At 70.8% G+C, this 25508-nt stretch carries 25 protein-coding genes and 1 riboswitch; of the genes, 9 read left to right on the forward strand and 16 right to left on the reverse strand.

Annotated elements, in window-relative coordinates:
- Positions 1-58: 58 nt before the first annotated feature.
- From ABZY33_RS09020 to ABZY33_RS09030, 3 genes are all read left to right on the forward strand, one after another.
- The gene (locus tag ABZY33_RS09020) at positions 59-385 is read left to right on the forward strand and encodes a DUF427 domain-containing protein (protein ID WP_356490839.1); all 327 of its coding nucleotides are present in this window, start codon (positions 59-61) and stop codon (positions 383-385) included.
- A gap of 354 nt (positions 386-739) precedes the next feature.
- The gene (locus ABZY33_RS09025) at positions 740-1096 is read left to right on the forward strand and encodes a hypothetical protein (RefSeq protein ID WP_356490840.1); all 357 of its coding nucleotides are present in this window, start codon (positions 740-742) and stop codon (positions 1094-1096) included.
- Positions 1093-2217: a hypothetical protein gene (locus ABZY33_RS09030; RefSeq protein WP_356490841.1), complete on the forward strand. Its 1125-nt coding sequence runs from the start codon at positions 1093-1095 to the stop codon at positions 2215-2217. Before ABZY33_RS09025 ends, ABZY33_RS09030 begins: the two co-directional genes overlap by 4 nt.
- Positions 2218-2503: 286 nt before the next feature.
- On the opposite strand, the gene mnmA is transcribed toward ABZY33_RS09030, so the two are convergent.
- Positions 2504-3640 carry a tRNA 2-thiouridine(34) synthase MnmA gene (gene mnmA, locus ABZY33_RS09035; protein ID WP_356490842.1) on the reverse strand — a complete coding sequence of 379 codons (1137 nt, stop codon included), beginning with the start codon at positions 3638-3640 and terminating at the stop codon, positions 2504-2506.
- Between the two features lie 97 nt (positions 3641-3737).
- On the opposite strand from mnmA, the gene ABZY33_RS09040 reads away from it, so the two are divergent.
- Positions 3738-4412, forward strand: a complete 675-nt coding sequence (locus ABZY33_RS09040) for an N-acetylmuramoyl-L-alanine amidase (protein ID WP_356490843.1) — start codon at positions 3738-3740, stop codon at positions 4410-4412.
- A gap of 46 nt (positions 4413-4458) precedes the next feature.
- On the opposite strand, the gene ABZY33_RS09045 is transcribed toward ABZY33_RS09040, so the two are convergent.
- From ABZY33_RS09045 to ABZY33_RS09055, 3 genes are all read right to left on the reverse strand, one after another.
- The gene (locus ABZY33_RS09045; RefSeq protein ID WP_356490844.1) at positions 4459-5628 is read right to left on the reverse strand and encodes a cysteine desulfurase family protein; all 1170 of its coding nucleotides are present in this window, start codon (positions 5626-5628) and stop codon (positions 4459-4461) included.
- Positions 5629-5714: 86 nt separating this feature from the next.
- Positions 5715-6020 carry a hypothetical protein gene (locus ABZY33_RS09050; protein ID WP_356490897.1) on the reverse strand — a complete coding sequence of 102 codons (306 nt, stop codon included), beginning with the start codon at positions 6018-6020 and terminating at the stop codon, positions 5715-5717.
- A gap of 84 nt (positions 6021-6104) precedes the next feature.
- The gene (locus tag ABZY33_RS09055) at positions 6105-6263 is read right to left on the reverse strand and encodes a hypothetical protein (RefSeq protein ID WP_356490845.1); all 159 of its coding nucleotides are present in this window, start codon (positions 6261-6263) and stop codon (positions 6105-6107) included.
- 103 nt (positions 6264-6366) lie between these two features.
- Here ABZY33_RS09055 and ABZY33_RS09060 point away from each other — a divergent pair, with 103 nt between their 5' ends.
- Positions 6367-6990 carry a TetR family transcriptional regulator gene (locus tag ABZY33_RS09060; protein WP_356490846.1) on the forward strand — a complete coding sequence of 208 codons (624 nt, stop codon included), beginning with the start codon at positions 6367-6369 and terminating at the stop codon, positions 6988-6990.
- 43 nt (positions 6991-7033) lie between these two features.
- Here ABZY33_RS09060 and ABZY33_RS09065 read toward each other — a convergent pair whose 3' ends face one another.
- The 12 genes from ABZY33_RS09065 to ABZY33_RS09120 form a co-directional block, all read right to left on the reverse strand.
- Positions 7034-8026: a YafY family protein gene (locus ABZY33_RS09065; protein WP_356490847.1), complete on the reverse strand. Its 993-nt coding sequence runs from the start codon at positions 8024-8026 to the stop codon at positions 7034-7036.
- Positions 8027-8277: 251 nt separating this feature from the next.
- Complete coding sequence (locus tag ABZY33_RS09070; protein ID WP_356490898.1) at positions 8278-9159, reverse strand: thioesterase family protein; 882 nt, start codon at positions 9157-9159, stop codon at positions 8278-8280.
- A 78-nt stretch (positions 9160-9237) separates the two neighbouring features.
- Complete coding sequence (locus ABZY33_RS09075) at positions 9238-9909, reverse strand: trimeric intracellular cation channel family protein (RefSeq protein WP_356490848.1); 672 nt, start codon at positions 9907-9909, stop codon at positions 9238-9240.
- A 55-nt stretch (positions 9910-9964) separates the two neighbouring features.
- Positions 9965-11356, reverse strand: coding sequence for a M1 family metallopeptidase (locus ABZY33_RS09080; protein WP_356490849.1), 1392 nt, complete (start codon positions 11354-11356; stop codon positions 9965-9967).
- A 210-nt stretch (positions 11357-11566) separates the two neighbouring features.
- Positions 11567-12853: a dipeptide ABC transporter ATP-binding protein gene (locus ABZY33_RS09085; protein ID WP_356490850.1), complete on the reverse strand. Its 1287-nt coding sequence runs from the start codon at positions 12851-12853 to the stop codon at positions 11567-11569.
- Positions 12850-13944 (reverse strand): ABC transporter ATP-binding protein, encoded by a 1095-nt coding sequence (locus ABZY33_RS09090; protein ID WP_356490851.1) that lies wholly within the window; start codon positions 13942-13944, stop codon positions 12850-12852. Before ABZY33_RS09090 ends, ABZY33_RS09085 begins: the two co-directional genes overlap by 4 nt.
- Entirely contained in the window at positions 13941-14948 is a 1008-nt protein-coding gene (locus ABZY33_RS09095) for an ABC transporter permease (RefSeq protein WP_356490852.1), read from the reverse strand. Before ABZY33_RS09095 ends, ABZY33_RS09090 begins: the two co-directional genes overlap by 4 nt.
- Positions 14949-15020: 72 nt before the next feature.
- Positions 15021-16793: an ABC transporter substrate-binding protein gene (locus ABZY33_RS09100; protein ID WP_356490853.1), complete on the reverse strand. Its 1773-nt coding sequence runs from the start codon at positions 16791-16793 to the stop codon at positions 15021-15023.
- Between the two features lie 36 nt (positions 16794-16829).
- Entirely contained in the window at positions 16830-17828 is a 999-nt protein-coding gene (locus ABZY33_RS09105; RefSeq protein WP_356490854.1) for an ABC transporter permease, read from the reverse strand.
- Positions 17829-18212: 384 nt separating this feature from the next.
- The gene (locus ABZY33_RS09110) at positions 18213-19004 is read right to left on the reverse strand and encodes an enhanced serine sensitivity protein SseB C-terminal domain-containing protein (RefSeq protein WP_356490855.1); all 792 of its coding nucleotides are present in this window, start codon (positions 19002-19004) and stop codon (positions 18213-18215) included.
- A 115-nt stretch (positions 19005-19119) separates the two neighbouring features.
- Entirely contained in the window at positions 19120-19896 is a 777-nt protein-coding gene (locus ABZY33_RS09115) for an enhanced serine sensitivity protein SseB (RefSeq protein ID WP_356490856.1), read from the reverse strand.
- Positions 19897-19944: 48 nt separating this feature from the next.
- Positions 19945-20595, reverse strand: a complete 651-nt coding sequence (locus ABZY33_RS09120) for an AAA family ATPase (protein WP_356490857.1) — start codon at positions 20593-20595, stop codon at positions 19945-19947.
- 142 nt (positions 20596-20737) lie between these two features.
- A riboswitch (glycine riboswitch) is annotated at positions 20738-20837 on the forward strand.
- 171 nt (positions 20838-21008) lie between these two features.
- Between ABZY33_RS09120 and gcvT the strand changes: the two genes are divergently transcribed.
- From gcvT to ABZY33_RS09140, 4 genes are all read left to right on the forward strand, one after another.
- Complete coding sequence (gene gcvT, locus ABZY33_RS09125) at positions 21009-22124, forward strand: glycine cleavage system aminomethyltransferase GcvT (protein WP_356490858.1); 1116 nt, start codon at positions 21009-21011, stop codon at positions 22122-22124.
- Positions 22125-22191: 67 nt separating this feature from the next.
- The gene (gene gcvH / locus ABZY33_RS09130) at positions 22192-22569 is read left to right on the forward strand and encodes a glycine cleavage system protein GcvH (protein ID WP_356490859.1); all 378 of its coding nucleotides are present in this window, start codon (positions 22192-22194) and stop codon (positions 22567-22569) included.
- A 5-nt stretch (positions 22570-22574) separates the two neighbouring features.
- Positions 22575-23840: a serine hydroxymethyltransferase gene (glyA, locus tag ABZY33_RS09135; protein ID WP_356490860.1), complete on the forward strand. Its 1266-nt coding sequence runs from the start codon at positions 22575-22577 to the stop codon at positions 23838-23840.
- Positions 23841-24013: 173 nt separating this feature from the next.
- Positions 24014-25396, forward strand: coding sequence for an L-serine ammonia-lyase (locus tag ABZY33_RS09140; RefSeq protein WP_356490861.1), 1383 nt, complete (start codon positions 24014-24016; stop codon positions 25394-25396).
- The last annotated feature ends 112 nt before the right edge of the window (positions 25397-25508 follow it).

Raw genomic sequence — 25508 nt, forward strand, 5'->3', positions numbered from 1 at the left:
TCACGGTACGGGGCCCCGTCCGGGGAAGAACCGGGGCTCCCGGGGCGCTGAACCCGGTATGACTGCCGGACACAAGATCACGATCGAGCAAGGTACGGAGCGGGTGCGTGTGGTCCGCGACGGGCAGGTGGTCGCCGACAGCGCGCGGCCGTTGGTGCTGCGCGAGACGGGCTGTCCCGTGCGCTACTACCTGCCGGGCGAGGACGTCACCCAGGAGCTGCTGACGCCGTCGGAGACGACGACGTACTGCCCCTTCAAGGGAACCGCCTCCTACTGGTCGCTCCCGGACGCCGCCGACACCGTCTGGTCCTACCCGGACCCCAAGCCGGACGTGGCCGCGATCAAGGGGCACTTCTGCTTCTACGAGGTGGAGGTGGTGGGATAAGGGCCGGCAGGTGTGACGCGGGGTCACGGGCAACAGGCGGGCCGGAGTTCGTCGCCGCCGATGAGTACAGCGGGCCGGTCTACGAGTGCCGGGTGCGGGCGCGGCGGCGGTCGCGGGCGGGCGGGTGGTGTGCGCGGCTGTCCGGGGTTCTGCACCACTACCTGGGGGCCCGCGGCTGAGCCCCGTTGACGCCTCGCCCGATCGGATGATCCTTCCTGGCGGGGGTCGGCCAGCGGGGCGTTGAGGGCTGGCCGCCCGGGGTGCAGTACGCGGTGCTCTCCAGCGGCCCGCTGCTCCCCCGGCATCACTACTGTGCGCTCTCCGCGATACGCCGTGCCGCACCCAGGAGACGTAGTGACCACCGACACGCCCCACCGGCCCGCCCGGGCCACTTCCTGCATGGACCTCACCGACGACCCCGTCCAGCAACGCCTCTTACGCAAGGCCCTGGAGGTCTTCCACCGCGGCGACTCGGGCCCCGTCCTCAAGGAAATGGCCCGGGAGGTTCTGGCGGGGCGGGTGGGGTTGCGGGAGGCGACGCGCATTCCTGCGTATGCGGAGGCGGTGATCGACCAGGGCCGGGATTTTCGCCGGCAGTGGGAGGCGATGCCGGACGCCGAGCGTGAGTCGCTGGCCCAGCAAGGCGAACGCCACGTGGCCGAGGAGCGGGCGCTCTTGAAGGCCGAGCGGTCGGGCGGTGGACGCGCATGACGCTGGCCGTGGAATCAGGTGACCTGATCGGTTACGCCGGTCTGGTGCGCAGGGCTGGTGAGGACTGTGACACTGCTCTCGCCTACTTGAACAGGAGCACCTCTATCGGCTTCTCCTGGGCGGAAGGAGCCTGGGACCTCGCTCTTGGTGACCACGTCGAGAGGAATCGCGAAGCCAGAGAGGTCCTTACGCAGTTCGGTGTGATCCTTCGGGCCTCGAAGGCAGAGCTGAAAAAGACAGCCACCTGGTACCAGACAGTGGACTTCGACCGAGCTCGTGAGCTCGACGCGACGTACCCGACGGGACAGTATTCCGCACACGTCCCCCGGGCCCGGCCAAGCGGCACTCTGTCGTTTGCGGACGTCCGAGATGCGACAGGCCGTCTGAAACCGTCCGGCGGCACGGACGGCTGGCTCCAGGGACATGCGGACGAGTTCGTCTTCGCTCCCATCCACAAGACAGCAGGCACCCTGCTGGATCTCGGCAGCCCGTCCGCGCTGGCGAACGAGGGCATCAAGCTGGCTTTCGACTGGGACGTTCTCGGAAGCGTCGCCAATTGGTTCTCGGGAGACTGGCAGGACTACGCCGCTTGCGCCGACGCATGGCACTGCCTGGGGGAACTTTGCGCAGATGTCGCGGCCGACCTTCGGCACGGCAATCAGGTGCTCGCAACCACGTGGCGAGGGAACGCCGCAGACGCCGCCTGGAAGTACTTCGACAAGGTGGCGGCCAAGCTCGATACGGCCCACGACGCCTTCCACGAATTGCGCGACCGCTACACAGGCGTCACCAAGATGGTCTTCTCCTTCGCGGAACTCGCCAAATCGGCGGTCGCAGACATCTGCGACAAGGGCGCACAGGTCGCCATTGCGGCTGCAGCGTCTACTGCGATGGCTCTCACAGGTGTCGGATTCACGGGCTCCTTCGTCGGTGTCGCTTTGGCTGTTGAACGGGTGAATTCAATGATCCAGGCCTACCACGAGCTCGTGAAGGAGTACGACCGTTTCATGCTGGCCCTGAACGCGCTACTCGGCGGTATCGGACTCACGTCGGTGGCACTGTCGAATGAACTCAAAAAGTTTCCCGTTGTCGGAAAAAGCTACGACAACAAGTTGGTCTAGCAAGACACCAGGAGCACAACTCTCATGGACTTCCAGGACCCCAATGACCCCACCCGCAAACTGTCACAGAATGACAGTTGCAGCCGGGCCTTGTGGGCGGTGGCCCTCGCTGCATGGATGACAGGGTTCAGCGAACTGCTGATCAGGCGCGGCGAACTGTCCCTGGGTCTGGCAGCGCTGGTCCTGCTGGACGCGTGGTGCGTAGGCATTGCGACCACGAGTCTGCGAGACCTGTGGAGTGCCACGGCAGGGACTCCCGCATGCCTTGCCCGGCCCGGGGTCGAATTCAGACCGACGCAGCGGCCCGAGCCGTCGTGGCGATAGTCGCCGACCCCACCACCCGCGTCCCGTCGTACAGAACGATCGCCTGGCCCGGGGCCACCCCCCGGACCGGCTCCGTGAAGGTCACCTGGAGGGTGGCGTCGACCAGTTCGGCCGTGACCTGCGTCTCGCCTCCGTGTGCGCGGAGCTGCGCCGTGTACGTGCCGGGCCCGGAGGGCGCCGCTCCGCACCAGCGGGGCTTGATCGCCGTCAGGGCGGTGACGTCCAGGGCGTCGGCCGGACCGACCGTCACCGTGTTGTCGACCGGGGAGATGTCCAGGACGTAGCGCGGCTTCCCGTCCGGCGCGGGCGTGCCGATGCGCAGGCCCTTGCGCTGGCCGATGGTGAAGCCGTACGCCCCCTCGTGCGTACCCACCTTCGCCCCTGACGCGTCGACGATGTCGCCCTCCGCCTTGCCGAGGCGGGAGGCGAGGAAGCCCTGGGTGTCGCCGTCGGCGATGAAGCAGATGTCGTGCGAGTCGGGCTTCTTGGCGACGGCGAGGCCCCGGCGCTCCGCCTCCGCGCGGATCTCCTCCTTGGTCGTCACCGTGTCGCCCAGCGGGAACATCGCGTGGGCGAGCTGGCGGTCGTCCAGGACACCGAGGACGTAGGACTGGTCCTTGGCCATGTCGGAGGCGCGGTGCAGCTCGCGGTTGCCGGCCGCGTCCACGACGACCTGCGCGTAGTGGCCCGTGCAGACCGCGTCGAAGCCGAGGGCGAGCGCCTTGTCGAGGAGCGCGGCGAACTTGATCTTCTCGTTGCACCGCAGGCACGGGTTCGGGGTGCGGCCCGCCTCGTACTCGGCGACGAAGTCCTCGACCACGTCCTCACGGAAGCGCTCGGCGAGGTCCCATACGTAGAACGGGATGCCGATGACGTCCGCCGCGCGGCGCGCGTCGCGGGAGTCCTCGATGGTGCAGCAGCCGCGGGCGCCGGTGCGGAAGGACTGCGGGTTCGCGGACAGGGCGAGGTGCACGCCCGTCACGTCGTGGCCGGCTTCCGCGGCGCGGGCGGCGGCGACGGCGGAGTCCACGCCCCCCGACATGGCGGCGAGGACGCGGAGGGGGCGGTCGGCTGGAGGCATCGAGGTCTGCGAAGTCATAGCACGTACAGGGTACGGGGCATCGGGAACCGACTCCCCCGGATATGCGTTGTGGATCTCGTAGGGGGACGGCGGGGAGTGCGAGCGGGGGCGGCGTATGGGTGCCAAGGGCGGCGGGGACGGGGATCGGGTGATCAGCCGGCGCACCCTGGTGCTCGGCGGGGTGGCGTCGGCCTTCGGCGTGGGGCTGCTCGCGCGCAGCGACCTCGCGCACATGTGGTGGCAGGTGCCGGGCGTCGACAAGCCGCGCACGGCCGGGGCGGTGGATTTCCGGGGCGCGGAGTGGGTGGCGGCGGCCGCGGCGAACTGGCGGCGGGCGGACCGGCCCGCCGACTACACGGTCGACCGCGTCATCATCCATGTCACCCAGGGCAGCTACCAGGGCACGCTGAAGGTCTTCAAGGACCCCTGGCACGGCGCGGCCGCGCACTACGTGGTGCGCCAGGACGGGCACATAGCCCAGATGATCCGGGAGCTGGACGTGGCGTTCCACGCGGGGAACCGGGAGTACAACGAGCGCAGTGTCGGCATCGAGCACGAGGGGTTCGTCGACCGCCCCGCGGACTTCACGGCGGCCATGTACGCGGCTTCGGCCCGGCTGACCGCGGCGATATGCCGGCGCTACGACTTCCCGCCCGATCGCGAGCACGTCATCGGGCACGTGCAGGTGCCGGGGACCGATCACACCGACCCCGGGCCGCACTGGGACTGGGACCGGTACATGCGGCTGGTCAAGGAGGCCTACGACCGGGCCGGCGCCGCCAGGGCCTGAGCAGCGGGCCGTAAGTGCCGCTCGCCCCGGTCCGGACGGGCCCCGCTCACGTCAGCCCCGCGCTGCGCGCCCGCTGGACCGCCGGGCCGATCGCCGCGGCCACCGCGTCCACGTCCGCCTTGGTCGAGGTGGAGCCGAGGGAGAAGCGCAGGGTGCCGCGGGCCAGATCCGGGTCGGTGCCCGTGGCGAGCAGGACGTGGCTGGGCTGGGCGACGCCCGCGGTGCAGGCCGAGCCCGTCGAGCACTCGATGCCCTGGGCGTCCAGGAGCAGCAGCAGGGAGTCGCCCTCGCAGCCGGGGAAGGTGAAGTGCGCGTTGGCGGGGAGCCGGCCGCCGGGGGCCGGATCGCCGCCGAGGATCGCCTCGGGGATGGCCGCGCTGACCGCGCTGACCAGCTCGTCGCGCAGGGCGCCGATCTCGCGGGCGAACCACTCCTGCTGTGCGGCCGCGATCCGGCCCGCCGCCGCGAAGGCGGCGACGGCGGGTACGTCGAGCGTGCCGGAGCGGACGTGGCGCTCCTGGCCGCCGCCGTGCAGCACCGGGACGGGGGTGTACTCGCGGCCGAGGAGGAGCGCGCCGACCCCGTACGGGCCGCCGACCTTGTGGCCCGAGACCGTCATGGCGGCGAGGCCCGAGGCGGCGAAGTCGAGCGGGAGCTGGCCGTAGGCCTGGACCGCGTCGGCGTGCAGCGGGACGGCGAACTCCTGCGCGGCGTCGGCCAGTTCGCGCACGGGCTGGACCGTGCCGATCTCGTTGTTGGCCCACATGACGGTGGCCAGGGCCACGTCGGCGGGGTTGCGGGCGATCGCCTCGCGCAGGGCGTCGGCGGCCACGCGGCCGTAGGGGTCGACGGGCAGGTACTCGACGGTGGCGCCCTCGTGCTCGGCGAGCCAGTGCACGGCGTCGAGGACGGCGTGGTGCTCGACGGGGCTGGTCAGGATGCGGGTGCGGGCCGGGTCGGCGGCGCGCCGGGCCCAGTAGAGGCCCTTGACGGCGAGGTTGTCGGCTTCGGTGCCGCCCGCGGTCAGGACGACCTCGCTGGGGCGGGCGCCGAGGGAGGCGGCGAGGGTCTCACGGGACTCCTCGATCGTGCGCCGGGCGCGGCGGCCCGCGGCGTGCAGGGACGAGGCGTTGCCGGTGACGCCGAGCTGGGCGGTCATCACCTCGACCGCCTCCGGCAGCATCGGAGTGGTCGCGGCGTGGTCGAGGTAGGCCATGGTGGGTCCGATTCTACGGACACTCCGGCGGGCGTCGGCCGCCGCGTGGGGTCCCGTTCCCACGCGAGGGAGCCGGGCGGGGGGGGTCAGCCCGCGATGCTCCAGGACACGGTGTTGTCGGCGGCGACGAGGACGCCGAGCACGACGAGGTCGGCGACGCCGAGTCCGAGGCCGAGCAGGGCGCGGCCGCGGCGGGTGGTGCCGCGCCACAGGGCGAGGCCGGCGAGGATGATCGCGATCGGGCCGAGGAAGACGTTCAGGACGAGCAGGCCGACAAGGCCGAGGACGAACGAGGCGACGGCCATGCCGTCGGTGTCCCGCCGCCCGGTGGGCCGCGCCTGCACCTCGGTCGTCTCCACCGGAGCGACCCGGTCCGTCTTGGTGAGCTGCATGGTCATGGTTGGTGCCCCCTTGGTGAGAAAAACCTGGTCAGGAAGGGTGGTGCCGGAACGTTGCGGTGCGGCCGCGCACGCGGGTCAGCTCTGGTGGCGGCGGCCGTGCCGCTCGCGGACCGCGAAGACGGCGAGCCAGACGGCGATGACGGCGGCGGCCACCAGCGTGAAGGAGAGCGGGGCGTGCGCGACGGTGCCGAGCGCGAAGCCCAGCAGGAGCAGGGCCGCGACGAGGAACAGCATGGGAGGACCTCACAGAGTGATCGGGTTACAACTGTTCACTGACTTATGAGTCTATCCCGCAGGCGGCTTTTCAATTACGGAGAACAGTTGTTAACTGGATGACATGAGTCACACTCTCGGCATCCGGCAGGCCCAGAAGCAGAAGACCCGGCAGGCCCTCCTCGACGCGGCGCTCGAACTGCTGGAGGAGCAGAGCCTCAGCAGCCTGGGTCTGCGGGAGGTCACGCGTGCCGTGGGTGTGACGCCGACCGCCTTCTACCGCCACTTCGAGAGCACGGCCGATCTCGGCGTCGCCCTGGTCGACGAGGCGCTCGGCAGCCTGCACGCGGTCGTCTCCGAACTGCTCACGGCCGTCTGGGACAGCGACGAACGGATCGCCCGCACCGTGGAGTTGATCGCCGCGCACGTGCGCGCCCACCCGGCCCACGTGCGCTTCATTGCGCGCGAGCGGCACGGCGGCGTCCAGCGGGTCAGCGAGGCGATAGGAGCGCAGCTCGGGCAGTTCGCGGCGGAGGTGGCGGCGGCGCTGAGCCATGACCCGGAGTCGGCGGGCTGGAGCCAGGAGGATCTGCTGATGCTCGCGGGGCTCTACGTCGACCACATGGTGATGACGGCGTCGGTCTTCCTCACCACGCCGCCCGGGGAGTTCGCCCGTGCGGCGGGGCTGGCGGAGCGGCAGCTGCGGCTGGTCAGCCTGGGCCGCAGACACTGGCTGGACGCGTCGTGAGCAGCTGACATCAGGGCCGCCCGGACCCCTGACCTCAGTGGCCTCAGGGCCGCTCGGTCTCCGGCCCCGCTCGGTCGCTCTGCGCGTACAGGGCGGTGATCGCGGCGGCGCAGCGGGCCAGCTCCTCGCGGACCTCGGGGGGTTCGACGACCTCCACGTGGTCGGCGAAGGGCGCGAGCGAGCGGGCCGCTCCCAGGACCCCGTACCCGAGCCGGACCGTGATCCACTCGCTGACGCCGTCGTCCTCGGGGTGCTCGGTCAGGGAGGCGCCGCACATCCGCAGGAAGAGGTCGAAGCGGGTGCGGCGGACCCGGGCGGTGATCTCGATACCGCCCGGGCGCACCTCGACCTGCCGCTTCAACAGGGCCCAGACGTCGGCGAGTTCGACCCCCTCGCGCCGCCGGACCGGGGCGTCGGTGACCGTGGCGGCGTGCATCCGGTCCGCGCGGAAGAGGCGGGGCACGCCGCGCCGGTCGGCGACCAGGTACCAGACCCCTGCCTTGCAGACGAGACCGTAGGGGTCGACGGTGTAGGTGCGCGCCGCGTCGGCGCCGCTGTGCCGGTAGCGGATGCGCAGGCGCCGGTCGGCGAAGACCGCGTCCTGGAGGGCACTGACGTCGATCTCGCGCGGTGGCGGGCCCATCCAGCGCGAGGACTCCACCAGGATGCGGCGCGAGGTCAGCTCGGCCGCCGGGCGGTGCGGGGCGGGCAGGGCGGCCATCACCTTGCGCAGGGCCGAGCCGAGCGCCGTCTCGAGACCGAGGGCGGTGTGGGCGCCCTGTGCGGCGAGGATGAACAGGGCGCGGGACTCGTCGGCAGTCAGGCCGGTCACGTCGGTGCGGTAGCCGGGCAGCAGGGTGATGCCGCCGTGCCGGCCGCGTTCGGCGTAGACCGGTACGCCCGCGCCGCTCAGCGCCTCGATGTCCCGGTAGATGGTGCGGACCGAGACCTCCAGGCGGGTTGCCAGGTCGTGGGCGGGTACGCGGCCGCGGGTCTGCAGGAGCAGCAGGATGGAGAGCAGGCGGTCCGATTTCACCGGGCCAGTCTGAGGGGCCCCGCGAGATCTGTCGTCGTCCGCGGCCCGGTCGGGCTTCTCGCGCGGTTCCCCGCGCCCCTGAGATGCGCACTTCGTGCACCATCCCGGCCATGAAGCCGACGGCGGAGCCGCATGCTTCAGGGGCGCGGGGAACTGCGCGACCAGCCCCCACCGGACCGGCGGACGCACCCGCCCAGACCGCGGCCGGCCCGCGCCGGCCGACCCGCGCCCACCGGCCGGCAGACCGGGCGTCAGCCCAGTCGCACGCGCGCCAGTTGCCGTGACTGCGCCACCAGGCGATCCCGCGCGTCCCAGACCTCCGCGTCCTCCTCCAGGAAGCCACCGGCCAGGTTCCGCGTCGTGATGGAGACCCGCAGCGGGCCCGGCGCGGGGCGGCAGCGGACGTGCACCGTCAGTTCGACGGTCGGGACCCAGCCCTTGAGGCCCATCTCGAAGGCGGTCGGCGGCAGCGCGTCCACGGCGAGGAGCAGCGAGAGCGGATCCGCGTCGCGGCCGTCGGCCAGGCCGAACCACGCGCGCATCTCGCCCTTGCCGGACGGCGCCCCGAGGGCCCAGCCCAGCGTCGCCGGGTCGAGCTTGAGCGCGAGGCGGTCGGTGATCGCGGAGCTGCCGGGGACCGGGGGCGCGCCCTCGGGCGCGTCGCCCGCGCCGAAGCACTGGTCGATGGGCGGGAGGTCCGGTACCCGCGCACTGGTGCGCACGTCGTCGGGGAGCGCGTCCAGGTCGCCGTAGGAGGCGAGGACGCGGATGCGCTCGACCTCGGTGCCGTCCTCGGCGTACTGGAACAGGGAGGCCTGGCCGGTGGACAGGGTGCGGCCGGTGCGGACGGTGTCGGTGCGGATCACCGCGGGGCCCGGCGCGGACGCCGTCAGGTAGTGCGCCGAGATCGTGAAGGGGTCGCTGTGCGGCAGGGCGTCCGCGAGGGCGCGGCCGACCACGGCGAGCAGGTAGCCACCGTTGACGGCGTTGATGATCGTCCACCCGGCGGAGAGGTCGATGTCGTAGACGCCGGGTTCGCGCCGCACGACGGTGGTGTCGCGGTCGAACTCACTGTCACCGATCGTCGCCGCGGTCATCGTCGCACCCGCCGTGGTCGCCGTACGGTCCTGCATGGACGCTGCTTCTGCCATGACGGCAACGTACAACAACTCATTACTAAGCGGTAGCTTCGGGGACGGTGGAGGGTCCGGTCAGGGCGTCTCCTCCGTCACGTCCACCGAGGCCGACCTGCGGTTCCACGCGCGCGGGGCGCGCCAGTGGTAGTGCATCGCGAGGAGCCGCAGGACGAACGCGGTGAGGGCGGCGAGCGCGCTGGTGAAGGCGTTCAGGACGTCGTGGTCGATGCAGAGCACCACGATCACGGCGCCGACCATCGCCGGCACCGCGTAGAGGTCGCGGTCCCAGCGGACCAGGGACGGCACCTCGTTGGCGATGATGTCGCGCAGCACGCCGCCGCCGACCGCGGTGGCCAGACCGAGCGCGGCGCAGGCGGTGAGGCCGAGCCCGTAGTCGTAGGCCTTGGTGGTGCCCGTGACGCAGAACAGGCCGAGGCCGGCCGCGTCGAAGACGTTGACCGCGGCCTGCGTCCGCTCGACCTCGGGGTGCAGGAAGAAGACCAGGGCCGCGGCGATCAGCGGTGTCGAGAAGTAGCCGAGATCGGTGAACGCGGCCGGCGGCACGGCCCCGATGATCAGGTCGCGGAGCATCCCTCCGCCCAGCGCGGTGACCTCGGCGAGGACGGCGATGCCGAAGACGTCCCAGTTCTTGCGTACGGCCATCAGCGCACCGGAGATGGCGAACACGAAGATGCCGACGAGGTCGAGCCAATGCTGGACGGAGGGGGTGAACAGTTCCTGGAGCACCCGACATTCTTACCCGCCGCGCGCGCCGGGCCGGTGCGTGATGGGCGGCGCCGGGCTACAGGGCCGGTTTCCCCGGGGTGAACAGCCAGGTGTCGAAGAGGTCGTCGAGCTGCTGCCCGGAGACCCGTTCGGCCAGGGCGACGAAGTCGGACGTGTTCGCGTTGGCGTGCCGGTGCAGCCGCGTCCACGCGGGCAGCAGCCGGAAGAACGCCTGGTCGCCGATGCGTTCGCGCAGCACCTGGAGCGTCATCGCGCCGCGCTGGTAGACCGCGGAGGCGAACATCGTGTCGCGCTGCGGGTCGCCGACGACCGTCTGCCAGAAGGCCGAGGTCCCCGGGCGGGAGGCGTAGCCGGCGAGGAAGGAGTCGTGGGCGGACGCGCCGCCCTGGTGCTCGGTCCAGAGCCACTGGGCGTACGTGGCGAACCCCTCGTTGAGCCAGATGTCCTTCCAGCGCTCCACCGAGACGGAGTCACCGAACCACTGGTGGGCCAGCTCGTGCACGATGGTCGACTCGGAGCGCACGGCCGAGTAGCTGGGCTTGCTCTGGGTCTCCAGGGAGAACCCGGCCTGCGGCATGTCGTCGACGACCGCGCCCGTCTCCTCGAAGGGGTAGGGGCCGAAGACGCGGGACCAGTAGTCGGTGGCCTCGGCGGTGACCGCGTACACGTCGACGTCGTTGCTGTCCGCGAGGACCGGGTCGATGGCGACGTAGACGGGCGTGCCGGCCGGGGTGCGGCCGGTGCGCACGTCGAATCTGCCGATGCTGGCGGTCGCCAGGTAGGTCGCCATCGGCCGCGACTCGCGCCAGTGGTGGACGGTCTGCCCGCCCTTGGCGGCGTACGTGGAGACCAGGCGGCCGTTGGAGACGCCGGTGAGGCCCTTGGGGGCCTTGATCCGTATGTCGTACGTCGCCTTGTCCGAGGGGTGGTCGCTGGAGGGGAACCAGGTGGAGGCGGCGTTCGGTTCGCAGGCGACGAAGACGCCGTCCGCGGTCTTCATCCAGCCGTAGTCGGAGCCGAAGACGATCGGGCCGCTCAGCGCCTCGGGCACGCCGCCGTAGGTGACCTCCACGCGGAAGGTGTGGCCCTTGCGGAGCGGGCCGCGCGGGGTGATGGCCAGCTCGTCGCCGGTGCGGGTGAAGTCGGCGCGCCTGCCGTCCACTTCGACCCGGGTGACCGCGAGTTCCTGTAGGTCGAGGTCGAAGGAGGAGAGGTTCTGGGTGGCGCGCGCGGTGAGGGTGGTGCGGCCGTCGAGCCGGTCCGTGGCCGGGTCGTAGGCGAGGTCGAGGTCGTAGTGGCGGGCGTCGAAGCCGCCGTTGCCGAGCTGGGGGAAGTAACTGTCGCCGATGCCGTCGGAGCCCGGGGTGGGGGCCGGGGAGGCGGCGATCAGGCAGAAGGAGGCGGCTGCGACGGTGAGCGCGGCCAGGCGTGCCGAACGGGAGGCCATGGGCGTTGTCCCTTCGAACGTGTGCCGGGGTGTCTGAGTCGGACACGGTGACACTGCCGTTCGGGGGCGGGCGTGTACATGACCCTTCTGGGTCATCCGGCGGCGCCTCGGCCGGGCCCGGAGAGCCGGGATCAGGTCCGGGCCTCTCGGAGCGCTTGTCCCGCGTCGGGGGCCGCCCCGCCTTGCCCGAGGCGGGGCGGCCCCCTCCGGCTACTTCTCCTCAGGCGCCTCAGGCACCTCAGAAACCTCAGGCTCCTTAGACACCTCAGCCGCCTCAGACACCTCAGGCTCCTTCGGCGTGGGCGTCGGCTCCTCCGCGGCCGGGGCCGCGGTCGGGGCCGGGACCGTCACCACTTCGATCGCCTCCTTGGCCACCGAGAGCAGCTTCGTGTCCTCGGGGGCCTGGTCCGGCGCGTTCTCCGGGTGGTGGCAGGCCACCTCGTGGTGGGTGCCGAGCTGGAGGAGCGGGGGCTCCTTCGTCGCGCAGACCTCCGTCGCCTTCCAGCAGCGCGTGTGGAAGCGGCAGCCCGCGGGCGGGTTGATCGGCGAGGGCACGTCGCCGCGCAGCAGGATCCGCTCGCTCTTGGCGCCGCGCCGCCGGGGGTCCGGGATGGGAACCGCGGACATCAGCGCCTTGGTGTACGGGTGCATCGGCGTGGCGTAGAGGTCGTCGCGGTCGGCGAGCTCCACGATCTTGCCGAGGTACATCACCGCGATCCGGTCCGAGACGTGCCGGATGACGGAGAGGTCGTGCGCGATGATCACGTACGTGAGACCCAGCTCGTCCTGGAGGTCGTCGAGCAGGTTCACGACCTGGGCCTGGATCGACACGTCGAGCGCCGAGACCGGCTCGTCCGCCACCACCAGCTTCGGCTTCAGGGCCAGCGCGCGGGCGATACCGATGCGCTGGCGCTGACCGCCGGAGAACTCGTGCGGGTAGCGGTTGTAGTGCTCCGGGTTGAGCCCGACCAGCTCCAGGAGGCGCTGGACCTCCTTCTTCACCCCGCCCTCGGGGGTCTCGCCCTGGAGCCGGAACGGCGCGGAGACGATGGACCCGATGGTGTGCCGCGGGTTCAGCGAACCGTACGGGTCCTGGAAGATCATCTGGATGTCCCGGCGCAGCGGGCGCATGCCGCCGGTCTTCAGGTGGGTGATGTCCTGGCCCTCGAAGGTGACGGAGCCGCCCGTGGGTTCCTGCAGCCGCGTGATCACCCGGCCCATGGTCGACTTGCCGCACCCGGACTCCCCGACGACGCCCAGGGTCTCGCCCCGGCGCACCTGGAAGTCGATCCCGTCGACGGCGCGCACGGCCGCGACCTGGCGCTGCAGCAGCCCCTTCTTGATCGGGAAGTGCTTGACCAGACCCTGGACGTCGAGCAGCACGTCCCCCTTCCCGGTGGCCCCGGTGGCCCCGGCGGTCTCGGTGCTCTCGGCGGGCTTCGCCGGTGCGGGGACGCCGGCCGTCCTCTTCGCGTCTACAGACTCGGTGTCACTCACAGCTTCGGCGCAATCTCTTCGGTCCAGATCCGCGTGCGGTCTTCCGGCGACAGGTGGCAGGCCGAGTAGTGGCCGCCGTCGGCGAGCTCCAGTTCGGGGCGCACGGTACGGGTGACGTTGTCCTTGGGCACGTCGGCGTACGGGCACCGCGGGTGGAAGGCGCAACCGGACGGCACGTTGATGAGGCTCGGCGGCTGTCCCTTGACCGGCACCAGACGCTCGGTCTGGTCCCGGTCGATGCGCGGCATCGAACCCAGCAGGCCCCAGGTGTAGGGGTGCTGGGGCGCCTCGAAGACCTGTCCCACGGGGCCGCGCTCGACACACCGGCCGCCGTACATGACCAGGACCTGGTCGGCGATCTCGGCGACCACACCCAGGTCGTGGGTGATCAGCACGACCGCCGACTCGAACTCCTTCTGCAGATCCCGGATCAGGTCGAGGATCTGCGCCTGCACCGTCACGTCGAGAGCCGTGGTCGGCTCGTCGGCGATGAGCAGCTGCGGGTTGTTGGCGAGCGACATCGCGATCATCGCGCGCTGGCGCATACCGCCGGAGAACTCGTGCGGGTAGCTGTCGACACGCTTGGCGGGCTCGGGGATGCCGACGCGGTCGAGCAGCTCGACCGCGCGCGCCTTCGCCACCTTCTTGCTGACGTCGTTGTGGACGCGGTACGCCTCCACGATCTGGTTGCCGATCGTGTAGTACGGGTGCATCGCGGAGAGCGGGTCCTGGAAGATCATCGCCATGTCGCGCCCGCGCAGCCGGCGGACGTCGTCGGGGGCGGCGGAGATCAGTTCCTTGCCGTCGAGCCAGATCTCGCCGGACATCCGCACGTTCTTGCCGCGCGCGCCGAGCCGGTGCAGGCCCATGATGGCCAGCGACGTCACGGACTTGCCCGAGCCGGACTCGCCCACGATGCAGAGCGTCTCCCCCTTCTGGAGGGAGAAGTTGAGCCCGTCGACGGATTTGACGAGGCCGTCGTCGGTCGGGAAGTGCACCTTGAGATCGCGCACTTCGAGGAACGCGTTCGGCACGCCGGTCGTGGCGACCGGCTCGGCGACTGCCGCGCCGGTCTTGGAAAGTTCGGTCACGAGAGCCTCACCCGCGGGTCGGCGGCCGCGTAGAGCAGGTCCACCAGGAGATTGCAGAAGACGACGAAGAACGCGGCGAGCAGGGTCACGCCGAGCACCTTGGGCAGGTCGTTGTCGGTGATGCCCTGGACCGCGTACTCACCGATGCCGTGCAGCGAGAAGACGTTCTCGGTGATGACGGCGCCGCCGAGCAGCAGACCGACGTCCATGCCGAACACGGTGATGATCGGGGTGAGCGCGGCGCGCAGACCGTGCCGGCCCACCACCGTGCGCTCGCGCAGGCCCTTGGCGCGCGCGGTGCGGATGTAGTCCTCGTTCATCGTCTCCAGCATGCCCGAGCGGGTCAGGCGCGCGTAGATGGCCGAGTACAGCAGAGCCAGCGAACACCAGGCCGGGAAGAGGGTGTTGGCCCACTGCGCCGGATTCTCCGTGAGCGGTACATACGTGCGCCCGAAGATAGGTATCTGGTAGGTGAAGACGAGCAGCGCCAGCTGGCCCGTGAAGAAGATGGGCAGCGAGACACCGGCGAGGGCGACACCCATGAACGCGCGGTCGAAGAACGAGCCGGGCTTGAGCGCCGAGATCACGCCGACCGTGACACCGGACAGCAGCCAGATGACGGCGGCGCCGGCGGCGAGCGACAGCGTGATCGGCAGCCGGTCGGTCAGCTCGGGCCACACCGCGACGTGGTTCTTGAAGGAGTAGCCGAAGCACGGTGCGTCGCAGTGCACCGTGGTGGGGCCGATGTTGTAGGTGGAGCCGGCGAAGATCCCCTTGATGAAGTGCCAGTACTGGGTGTAGACGGGCTCGTCCAGGCCGAGGTTGTGCTTGACCGCCGCGATGTCCGCGGCCGAGGGACTCTTGCCGATGTACTGCTGCGCGAGCTGGTCGGCGGTCTGGCCGGCGATTCTCGGCAGCAGGAAAAAGATGCCAAAGGTGACCGCGGTGACGACCAGCAACAGGATCACTGCCGCGATCAACCGGCGGATGATGTACGAGATCACGGGGACCGGCGCTGGTGCCCGCGGGCCGTTCGGCCCGCGGGCACCAATGCCTTCACCTGCCTTCCGGGGCTGCTACTTCTTCGTGGTGCCGATGTTGAGGTAGTCGTACTGCCCGCTGAAGGCGGCGGTGGACACCAGGTTGGTGGCGTACGGCGAGCGGTACAGCAGGACCTTGAAGTAGGTCAGCGGGACGAGCGCGGCGTCCTCCATGGCCTGCTTGTCGACCGCGGCGTACAGCTCGTTGCGCTTGGACTCCTCGGGCGTCCCGATGGCCTGGGCCAGCATCGAGTCGACCTTCTTGTCGTCGAGCTCCGACAGCGCGGTGTTGCCGGACTGGCCGACCGCCTTGCTGTTGAGGATCTGCTGCAGGAAGCCGTAGCCGGACGGCCAGTCGGCGCCCCACTGCATCATCATGATGCCGACGTTGTTCTTCTGGTTGAACTTGGGGACACCGGCGTAGTCGGTGAAGTACTTGCCCGACGGGAACTGCTTCAGGCTGGCGTTGATGCCGACCTTCTTCAGCGACTCGATGAGCGCCTGCGCGCCGGAGACCTCTTCGTCACGGTCGCTGCGCGCCGTGATCGTGGTGTTGATCGACTTCTTGCCACAGGCCTTCAGGGCGTCCTTGGCCTTGGCCACGTCGCCCTTGCTGTCGGTCGTGGCGTAGACGTCTTCCTTGGCGTAACCCGTGATGTCCGGGGGCAGCACCGTGGTGGCGACGTCGCCGCGGATCGGGCCGCCCTGCGCGGTCTGCACCGAGACCTTGTCGATCGCGTACTCGACGGCCTTGCGGCACTCGACGTTCGTGAACGGCTTCAGCTTGGTGTTGATCGCCGCGTAGACGAGACGGCCGCCGTAGGCGTTGTCCGTGTTGCCCATCTTCGACTTGTCGTTGACCAGCTGCGCCTGGGTCTGGGTGTCGACACCCTTGCCCTGGAGGTCGACCAGCGTGTCGCCGGACTGCAGGTCCTTGTCGATCGTCTGCTGGTTGACCTTGAGGTTCACGACGATCTTGTCCGGGTACTGCTTGCGCAGCGGGTCGGACTTCGGGTCGAAGTTCTTGTTCCGGACCAGGACGGCCTGCTTGCCCTCCTGGTAGCTCTGGAACTGGTACGAGCCCGAGGAGACGATGTGCTTGACGTAGTCGATGCCGTCGTCCTTGGCCTTCGGCACCGGCGCGGTCTGCGGGGTGGCGACCAGGTAGTCGAACTCCTGGAAGGCACGGTCGAGATGGAAGACGATCGTGGTGTCGTCCGGCGTCTCGATGGACTTCAGGCCCTTGTCGCTCTTGTCCTTGTAGGGACCCTTGTACTTGTCGCCGTCCTTGAGGAACTGCTGGAAGTAGTTGGGGCCCAGGGAGAGCACGTCACGCGCGAAGTTCGAGCGCTCGACCGCGTACTTGACGTCCTTGGACGTGATCGGCGAGCCGTCCTGGTACTTCAGACCCTTGCGGATCGTGTACGTCCAGGTCTTGCCGCCCTCCGACGACTTGCCGGGGGCCGAGGCGAGGTCGGGGACGAGCGTGTTGCCCTTCTCCCCCGCGCCGGGCTGGAACGTCATCAGCGGGCGGGCGTACAGCCGGCTGAAGTTGTACATGTAGGCGTAGTACGTGTTGCCCGGGTCGAACGAGTCGGGGACATCCGACATCGCGTAGGTGACCGTGCCGCCCTTCTTCGTGGAGGCGTTGACGACGTCCTTCGTGGCGGCGTTCGCACCGGCCGACTTCGTGGTGTCGTCCGAGCCGTCGTCTGCCTTGCTGCAGCCGGCGAGCAGCAGGCTGACGCTGCCGATGGCCGCGACCGCGGCGATAGATGACCTTCGCATGATGGTCGAATTCCCCTCCATTATCGGAAACTTGTGGAGCTCTCGAGGCGGCCGGGGTCAGCGGCTGCGCGGGTCGAGAGCGTCGCGCAGACCGTCGCCGAGCAGGTTGAACGCCAGCACGGTGACGAAGATGGCGAGGCCCGGAACGATCATGAACTGCGGGTCGACCTGGAAGTAGTCGACGGCATCCTTGAGCATGCCGCCCCACGAGGCCTGCGGCGGCTGGATGCCCACGCCCAGGAAGCTGAGCGACGCCTCGAAGATGATGTTGGTCGGGATCAGCAGCGTCGAGTAGACGGTGATCGGGCCGACCAGGTTGGGCATCAGTTCCCGGAAGAGGATGTACGGGCCGCGGGCGCCCATGCCCCGGGCGGCGTCCACGAACTCCCGCTCGCGCAGGGCGAGGGTCTGGCCGCGCACGATCCGGCCCAGATAGGGCCAGTTGAAGAAGCCGATCACGAAGATCAGCACGCAGATGTGGAGCGGCAGACCGTTCAGGCCGAACGCGCCGCCCTGCAGCGTCGCGGAGATGGAGATCGCGAAGAGCAGCAGCGGGAACGCGAGGAAGGTGTCCATCAGGCGGCTGATGACCGTGTCGACCCGGCCGCCGTAGTAGCCGGCGACGACGCCGAGGATCGCCCCGATGACGTTCGACAGGACGGTCGCGCCGAAGGCGACGACGAGCGAGACCCAGGAGCCTTCGAGGATGCGCGCGAGGATGTCGCGGCCGAACTTCGGGTCCACGCCCAGCGGGTGGTCACCGCTCATCCCGCCGAGCCCGCCCTGGGGGAGCGAGGTCGTGGGGTCGATGAGGTCCTGGTGGAAGGAGTTCGGGTCGAGACCGAAGAGGTGCTGCAGGGGGCGCGCGAAAGCGGCGATGAGGATGAGCAGGATGACGATGACGCCACCGGCGACGGCGACCTTGTCCTTCTTGAAGCGGTTCCAGGCGATCCGCCCGAGGGACCGGCCTTCGATCCGCTCCGCCCCCGCTCCGGCAAGGACCGCCTCCGGCGACACTTCGGCCGCTGCTTCGGTGGTCTCGATCGGTGCGGTCACGAGTGACTGCCCCCTCCCGGCCGGGGATGACCGGCCCATGCTTGCCGCGGTGGCGGCCCCGTACTCGACTGCGCTGCGGTGCCGCTGCTCCGCGGAACCGGACTCCGGCGCGGGCGACTCGCACAAGGGCCCGAACGGCCCCGCATTCGGGGAGTCTTCAACGCGTGTGTGATCAGCCGCCAGATCTCCTGGGGAAAGGATGCCTAAACGTGATGCGGTCAGGGGTGTTCCGTTATCCGGACAGCTGTGAACGGCGTGCGAACGCTGGGCAGTTGGGTCGCAAGCGGTGCCAGCAGGGACATTGGGCCCACAACTGGCCATAGGCCGCCGGGGTCTTGCGATGGCCGGTAACGGGGTCCTGTCCGGCTTTTGCGGACAATCCGCTCAGTACGCGGCGCCGTAGGGCGGGGGGTACCCGTATCCGCCGTCGGCCCGGCCCGCGGGAGCGGCGTGCGCCTCGCGGTCGTAGAACGGGCGCGCGTTGGCCCGCAGCCACATCGCCACCGGGTCGTAGGCGTCGGACATCGCCACCGTGGAGACCGGCAGCCCGTCCGGGACGGCCGCGACGGACTGCTGCATCATCGCGCGGACGGCGTCCACCGAGGCGGGCGAGGCGTCGTACACGTCGAGCCCGATCGCCAGGTACGGCGCGCCGACCGCGGGCTGCACCCACGCGCGGCGCAGCGCCCGCACGGCCGTGGTGCGGTGCGCGTTCTGCGCCAGCAGCGCCCAGAACTGCGGGAGTTCGAGGGTCGGCTCGGTCAGCCGCAGTGGCCCGGCCGGCTGCCGGTCGAGCCCGCCCGCGATCCGGCGCAGATCGAGCCAGGGCACGCCCACCCCGCCGCCGGGGGCGTGCGGGTTGAGCCACAGGCCGTAGTGGTCGGGGTAGAGAGTGCGGGCCGCGTCGACCCCGCCGACCACCTCGTAGGCGCGGGACCAGCCGGAGGCGGAGAGCTCCTGGGCGGAGGTGACACAGGGCGCGTACGAGACGCCGTCCACGTCCATGGTCCCGTACTGGGCGTCGGGCGAGCCGGCCTGGCCGTGCCAGAGCAGCATCCAGACCTGGCCGGAGGCGAGGGCCGCGAGGAGCGCCTCGTAGGCGTCGTAGCGCCCGGGGGTCACCTGGCGCAGCATGTGCTCGACCTGTCCGGCCGCGGCCGTGCCCGACGCACTCACCCGTAACCGCCCCTTCTGAACCCTTGTGTCCCGCACCTGGCCGGGGGCGGTGCCGCCCGGTCACGTCATGAAACCAGCTTAAGCGGCGTTCCTGACACCGACTTGACGGACGGCGTCACCCTTCCCGTAGGTAGAACGGACGGACGCGGGTGCGCAGGAAGTCGGCGACCGGGTCCTCGGTGACGTCGAGGAAGACCAGGTTCACCGGCCAGGGGGCGGGGGCCCGGCCGAGCGCGCGGCCCAGCGCGTCCAGCGGGAGGTCGCGGGCGGCGCCCTCCCACTCGGTCAGCTGCACCCCGACGAAGAGGGAGGGCGCCCCGTCCTCGACGACGGCGAGGCAGCGGTGGGCGCTCAGGACGGTGCCGGCCGCCGCGAACTCCTCGCGCACCGCCGCGAGGAAGTCGACGGGGTCGTGCTGCCAGTCGGGTTCGGAGAGCACGACGCGGCCGCCGGAGGAGGGGCCGTCCAGCGGGGTGCGGCCGCCGCGGGCCAGTTCGGCGACGCCGGGCGGGGGCAGCGGGATGCCGACGGCGCCGTCCGGGTTCAGGGCGAGGCCGACCTGCGCGGGCAGGCCGCGCGCGAACTCGGCGGCCGGGGCCACGGTGCAGCTCATCCGGCCGCCGGTGACCTGCATGAACTGCTGCTCGGAGCTGAACACGGGAACATAGGCCTGGCCCTGGATCTCCAGGGTCGGCAGATCGAGGTCGCGGCTGTCGGCGCCGCCGCCCCGGGGCAGGGGTATCCAGATCGGGCTGCGGCCGAGGACCTCGACGATCCGGCCGCCCGCGCCCTCGACGCCGACCGACGCGGCGAGGACCTCCTCCAGCTCGTTCGCCGGCCAGCCCTGGACGGGGTGGGGGTGCGCAGCCTCGTGAAATGCCGGGTGTTCCATAGCCGCCGACGATAACGCCTGGGCCCGCGCGGGCGGGGCGGGCCCGGGTCACTCCCGGAACGTGATCCCGCCGAGCGCGTCGGTGGCCGCACGGTCCAGGAGCACCGCCGAGGCGATGCCCGCCGGCAGCTCGCCCCGCTCCGTGGAGGTCACCAGCGCGCCCACCGCGCGCCGGTGCCGGGCGAACGCGTACCGCGAGACGCCGCGGCCCCGCTCCAGCTGGCCGTCGAGCGCCGTGTCCGCGGGCACGTCCAGGAGCAGCAGATGGACGGCGGCTCCGCGCCGCCGGGCCGCTCGCGTCACCCAGCGGCGTACCCAGGCCTGGGTGCCGCAGTCGTGCACGACGACGCTGGCTCCGGAGCGCATCGCCCGCCACAGCCCCGCGTAGTGCGCGAGGCGCACCAGCGGCCGGTACAGGACATAGGGCACGACGCGCGGCAGCCGGGCGGCCCAGCGCTCGCGGGTGTCCTGGGAGTCGACGCGCACGACCGTGACGGCCCGGCGCATCAGCGTGGACTTGCCGCTGCCCGGCAGCCCCGAGAGCACGACGAGGTCGCCCGCGGTGAACGCGATGAGCCGTGGGGTGCGGCCGCCCCGCCCGCGCAGGTCCCGCACCGAACGCTGCCGCGGGACCCGCACTCCGGTCACCGCCGCGGCCGACGCCGTCGCCGCGTACGCCCCCGCGATCGCCTTGCGCACCGTGATCGCCCCTCCCCGTTCCGCCCACCCGTCTCTTGCCCGCCAAGTGTAAAGAGAAGGTAATGCCCGCCGTGGGCTTTCGCCGATCCGCGGGCATGCGATGATGTGCCCGCCGCAGGCACACAACCGCATACCGGCCGTTTGAATCCGCGCGGGAGAGTTCCGGACACGCAGGTGGACCCGGACGCCGAAGGAGCAAGTTCCTCCCTTGAATCTCTCAGGCCCCGTACCGCGCGGGCGAGGCACATCTGAAAAGCGGGCCGCCCGTCCAGCACGGCGGTCCCACCCAAGGTGCAAGCCATGACCACCAGTACGGGTGGCCGGGGCGAACCTCTCAGGTTCCGATGACAGATGGGGAGGCCTCCGCCACGGGGGACCCCTCGCCATCGCCGTCACGCCCGGGAGCACCAGCCATGACCCGTACGCCTCGTTCGACAGCCCTCGACGCGCTGCACCGCTCGCTCGGCGCCACCATGACCGACTTCGCCGGCTGGGACATGCCGCTGCGCTACGCCAGCGAGCGCGACGAGCACACTGCGGTGCGCACGAAGGCCGGCCTCTTCGACCTCTCCCACATGGGCGAGATCACCGTGACCGGGCCGGACGCGGCGGCGCTGCTGAACTTCGCGCTCGTGGGCAACATCGCCACGGTCGGCGTGGGCCGCGCCCGCTACACCATGATCTGCCGGGCCGACGGCGGCATCCTCGACGACCTGATCGTCTACCGGCTCGCCGAGACGCGCTACATGGTCGTCGCCAACGCGGGCAACGCGCAGACCGTGCTCGACGCCCTGACCGAGCGCGCCGCCGGCTTCGACGCCGAGGTCCGCGACGACCGCGACGCGTACGCGCTGCTCGCCGTGCAGGGCCCGCACTCCCCCGCCATCGTGAAGTCCGTCACGGACGCCGACCTGGACGGGCTGAAGTACTACGCCGGGCTGCCCGGCACCGTCGCCGGGGTCGAGGCGCTCATCGCGCGCACCGGCTACACCGGCGAGGACGGCTTCGAGCTGTTCGTGGCCCCCGCCGACGCGGAGCGGCTGTGGCAGGCGCTGACCGAGGCGGGCGCCGCGTACGGCCTCGTCCCGTGCGGTCTGTCCTGCCGCGACACGCTGCGCCTGGAGGCGGGCATGCCGCTGTACGGGCACGAGCTGACCACGGAGCTGACGCCGTTCGACGCGGGGCTCGGCCGGGTGGTGAAGTTCGAGAAGGACGGCGACTTCGTGGGCCGCGAGGCGCTGGCGGCCGCCGCCGAGCGCGCCGAGAGCGCCCCGCCCCGCAGGCTCGTCGGCCTGGTCGCCGAGGGCCGCCGCGTCCCGCGCGCGGGCATGCCGGTCGTCCGCGACGGACAGGTGATCGGCGAGGTCACCTCCGGCGCCCCCTCCCCGACCCTGGGCAAGCCGGTCGCCATGGCGTACGTGGACGCCGCGCACGCCGCGCCGGGCACCGCGGGTGTGGGCGTCGACATCCGCGGTACGCATGAGCCGTACGAGGTCGTGGCGCTGCCGTTCTACAAGCGCCAGAAGTGACGCGCCCGAGCCCGTCGCCCTCCCCCACTGTCACCCGCACCCTCCCGCGTACAGGAGAATTCGCCTCATGAGCAACCCCCAGCAGCTGCGTTACAGCAAGGAGCACGAGTGGCTGTCGGCCGTCGAGGACGGCGTCGCCACGGTCGGCATCACGGAGCACGCGGCCAACGCGCTCGGTGACATCGTGTTCGTCCAGCTCCCCGAGGTCGGCGACAGCATCACCGCGGGCGAGACCTGCGGCGAGCTGGAGTCCACCAAGTCGGTCTCCGACCTGTACTCCCCGGTCTCGGGCGAGGTCACCGAGGCCAACCAGGACGTCGTCGACGACCCGTCGCTGGTGAACTCGGCCCCCTTCGAGGGCGGCTGGCTGTTCAAGGTCCGGGTCTCCGAGGAGCCGAAGGACCTGCTCACCGCCGACGAGTACACCACGTTCTCCGGGAGCTGACCGAGATGACCGACAAGTCCGCAATGAACCAGTCCCTGCACGAGCTCGACCCGGACGTCGCCCGCGCCGTCGACGCCGAGCTGCACCGCCAGCAGTCGACCCTGGAAATGATCGCCTCGGAGAACTTCGCGCCGGTCGCCGTCATGGAGGCGCAGGGCTCGGTCCTCACCAACAAGTACGCCGAGGGCTACCCCGGCCGCCGCTACTACGGCGGCTGCGAGCACGTCGACGTCACCGAGCAGATCGCCATCGACCGGGTCAAGGAGCTGTTCGGCGCCGAGTACGCCAACGTGCAGCCGCACTCGGGCGCCTCCGCGAACCAGGCCGCCCTCTTCGCGCTCGCCAAGCCCGGGGACACGATCCTCGGCCTGGACCTGGCGCACGGCGGCCACCTCACGCACGGCATGCGGCTGAACTTCTCCGGCAAGCAGTTCGACGTGGTCGCCTACCACGTCGACGACACCGGCCTGGTCGACATGGCCGAGGTCGAGCGGCTCGCCAAGGAGCACCGCCCGAAGGTGATCATCGCCGGCTGGTCGGCGTACCCGCGGCAGCTGGACTTCGCGGAGTTCCGCCGCATCGCCGACGAGGTCGAGGCCTACCTCTGGGTCGACATGGCGCACTTCGCGGGTCTCGTCGCGGCTGGGCTGCACCCGAACCCGGTCGAGTACGCCGACGTCGTCACCTCGACGACGCACAAGACGCTCGGCGGCCCCCGCGGCGGCATCATCCTCGCCAAGAAGGACTTCGCGAAGAAGCTGAACTCGTCCGTCTTCCCGGGCTTCCAGGGCGGCCCCCTGGAGCACGTGATCGCGGCCAAGGCGGTCTCCTTCAAGGTCGCCGCGAGCGAGGACTTCAAGGAGCGCCAGCAGCGCACGGTCGAGGGTGCCCGCATCCTCGCCGAGCGGCTGACCTCCGAGGACGCCCGCGCCCATGGCGTGAACGTGCTCTCCGGCGGCACGGACGTGCACCTCGTCCTGGTCGACCTGCGCGACTCCGAGCTGGACGGGCAGCAGGCCGAGGACCGTCTCCACGAGGTCGGCATCACGGTCAACCGCAACGCCGTCCCGAACGACCCGCGCCCGCCGATGGTCACCTCCGGCCTGCGCATCGGTACGCCTGCGCTCGCCACCCGCGGCTTCACGGCCGAGGACTTCACCGAGGTCGCCGACGTGATCGCGGAGGCCCTCAAGCCGTCCTGCGACGTGGACGCGCTCAAGGCCCGGGTGACCGCCTTGGCCGAGAAGCACCCGCTCTACCCCGGCCTGTAGGTATTTCGCGGCAGTTACGTACCCTTGGGGTACGTACACACTTCCGGGGCACCGCGCACACTGGAACCACAGGGGTCCAGCACGCACGGTGCCCCGTGCCGTGCACCGCCCGGAACGACCGCACCACCCCCGGCAGACAACGGCGTCTACCACCCAGCATTGGAGTCCTCACCGTGGCCATCTCGGTCTTCGACCTGTTCTCGATCGGCATCGGCCCGTCCAGCTCGCACACGGTCGGCCCGATGCGCGCGGCGCGCATGTTCGCGCGGCGCCTGAAGAACGAGGGCCTGCTGGCCCACACCGCCGCGGTCCGCGCCGAGCTGTACGGCTCCCTGGGCGCGACCGGCCACGGCCACGGCACCCCGAAGGCGGTGCTGCTCGGCCTGGAGGGCGAGTCCCCGCGCACGGTCGACGTCGAGCACGCCGACGAGCGGGTGGAGACGATCAAGTCGTCCGGGCGGATCAACCTGCTCGGCGTGCACGACATCGCCTTCTCCTTCGACGACGACCTGGTCCTGCACCGCCGCGAGACGCTGCCCTACCACGCGAACGGCATGCGCTTGTGGGCGCACGACGCCGAGGGCGGCGAGCTGCTGTCCAAGACGTACTACTCGGTGGGCGGCGGTTTCGTCGTCGACGAGGACGCCGTCCAGGGCGAGAACCCGGTCGTGCCGGACGACACCGTGCTGAAGTACCCCTTCCGCACCGGCGACGAGCTGCTGCGCCTCACTCGCGAGACCGGCCTGTCCATCCCGGCGCTGATGCTGGAGAACGAGAAGGCCTGGCGCACCGAGGACGAGATCCGCGCCGGCCTGCTGGAGCTGTGGCGCGCGATGCAGGCGTGCGTCTCGCGGGGCATGTCCCGCGAGGGCATCCTGCCGGGCGGCCTGAAGGTCCGCCGCCGCGCCGCCTCCTCGGCCCGCAAGCTGCGCGCCGAGGGCGAGCCGCTGGCGCTCGCGATGGAGTGGATCACGCTCTACGCGATGGCGGTGAACGAGGAGAACGCGGCGGGCGGCCGAGTGGTCACGGCGCCGACCAACGGCGCGGCCGGCATCATCCCGGCCGTCCTGCACTACTACGTGAACTTCGTGCCCGCCGGCACCGCGGAGGAGAAGGAGGAGGGCGTCATACGCTTCCTGCTCTCGGCCGGCGCGATCGGCATGCTGTTCAAGGAGAACGCCTCGATCTCCGGCGCGGAGGTCGGCTGCCAGGGCGAGGTCGGCTCGGCCTGCTCGATGGCGGCGGGCGCGCTCGCCGAGGTCCTCGGCGGCTCCCCGGAGCAGGTGGAGAACGCGGCGGAGATCGGCATGGAGCACAACCTCGGCCTGACCTGCGACCCGGTCGGCGGGCTCGTCCAGATCCCCTGCATCGAGCGCAACGGCATGGCCGCGGTGAAGGCCGTCACCGCCGCGAAGATGGCGATGCGCGGCGACGGCTCGCACAAGGTCTCCCTCGACAAGGTCATCAAGACGATGCGGGACACCGGGGCGGACATGTCCGTCAAGTACAAGGAGACGGCGCGCGGCGGGCTCGCGGTGAACATCATCGAGTGCTAGGCCGGTGAGCCGGCCTCCGCGGCCCCTGCCGTTCACCTCCCGGTGACGGGACGCTGACCATCTGCACGATCCCGTGACCGGGGTGCGGACAACCGCGCGTGGCCCTGACCTG

It is taken from the genome of Streptomyces sp. NPDC006552, assembly GCF_040611655.1.
GTDB lineage: Bacteria > Actinomycetota > Actinomycetes > Streptomycetales > Streptomycetaceae > Streptomyces.

Coding starts and splice junctions, on each gene's coding strand:
- ABZY33_RS09020 (WP_356490839.1), top strand. CDS start 59: ATGACTGCCGGACACAAGATCACGATCGAGCAAGGTACGGAGCGGGTG.
- ABZY33_RS09030 (WP_356490841.1), top strand. CDS start 1,093: ATGACGCTGGCCGTGGAATCAGGTGACCTGATCGGTTACGCCGGTCTG.
- mnmA (WP_356490842.1), bottom strand. CDS start 3,640: ATGACTTCGCAGACCTCGATGCCTCCAGCCGACCGCCCCCTCCGCGTC.
- ABZY33_RS09040 (WP_356490843.1), top strand. CDS start 3,738: ATGGGTGCCAAGGGCGGCGGGGACGGGGATCGGGTGATCAGCCGGCGC.
- ABZY33_RS09045 (WP_356490844.1), bottom strand. CDS start 5,628: ATGGCCTACCTCGACCACGCCGCGACCACTCCGATGCTGCCGGAGGCG.
- ABZY33_RS09050 (WP_356490897.1), bottom strand. CDS start 6,020: ATGCAGCTCACCAAGACGGACCGGGTCGCTCCGGTGGAGACGACCGAG.
- ABZY33_RS09055 (WP_356490845.1), bottom strand. CDS start 6,263: ATGCTGTTCCTCGTCGCGGCCCTGCTCCTGCTGGGCTTCGCGCTCGGC.
- ABZY33_RS09060 (WP_356490846.1), top strand. CDS start 6,367: ATGAGTCACACTCTCGGCATCCGGCAGGCCCAGAAGCAGAAGACCCGG.
- ABZY33_RS09070 (WP_356490898.1), bottom strand. CDS start 9,159: ATGCAGGACCGTACGGCGACCACGGCGGGTGCGACGATGACCGCGGCG.
- ABZY33_RS09080 (WP_356490849.1), bottom strand. CDS start 11,356: ATGGCCTCCCGTTCGGCACGCCTGGCCGCGCTCACCGTCGCAGCCGCC.
- ABZY33_RS09100 (WP_356490853.1), bottom strand. CDS start 16,793: ATGGAGGGGAATTCGACCATCATGCGAAGGTCATCTATCGCCGCGGTC.
- ABZY33_RS09115 (WP_356490856.1), bottom strand. CDS start 19,896: ATGGAACACCCGGCATTTCACGAGGCTGCGCACCCCCACCCCGTCCAG.
- gcvT (WP_356490858.1), top strand. CDS start 21,009: ATGACCCGTACGCCTCGTTCGACAGCCCTCGACGCGCTGCACCGCTCG.
- gcvH (WP_356490859.1), top strand. CDS start 22,192: ATGAGCAACCCCCAGCAGCTGCGTTACAGCAAGGAGCACGAGTGGCTG.
- glyA (WP_356490860.1), top strand. CDS start 22,575: ATGACCGACAAGTCCGCAATGAACCAGTCCCTGCACGAGCTCGACCCG.